A 323-nucleotide genomic window follows, 5' to 3' on the forward strand; every position below is an offset into this window, starting at 1 on the left:
GCCGTAGCCACCGCCGCCGCCTCCGCTGCGGAACCCGCCACTGCCCCGGGACTGGGCCTGGTTTACGGTGATACTCCTGCCGTCCAGATCCTGACCATTCATCCCCTTGATGGCCTCGTTCATCGCCTGCTCGGAGTTGAAGGTCACGAAGCCGAAGCCCCTCGACCTTCCGGTCTCTCGGTCATTGATAACCTTCGACTCGATGACCTCGCCGAACTCGCTGAAGGCCCTCTCGAGAGACCGATCGTCGGTGGCCCAGGCAAGGCCGCCGACGAAGCACCGGTACTCGAAATCGGGAGAGGCCATTAGAAGGTGGAGAAGAG

Annotated in this window: 1 protein-coding gene; it reads right to left on the reverse strand. The window is 62.8% G+C overall.

The window, feature by feature from the left end; translation table 11 throughout:
* Positions 1 to 323 (reverse strand): RNA-binding protein (locus DJ021_RS18530; protein ID WP_207801912.1); only part of this gene is annotated, 323 nt, incomplete at both ends.

The organism is Phenylobacterium hankyongense (genome assembly GCF_003254505.1).
In the GTDB taxonomy this organism is placed as follows: domain Bacteria; phylum Pseudomonadota; class Alphaproteobacteria; order Caulobacterales; family Caulobacteraceae; genus Phenylobacterium; species Phenylobacterium hankyongense.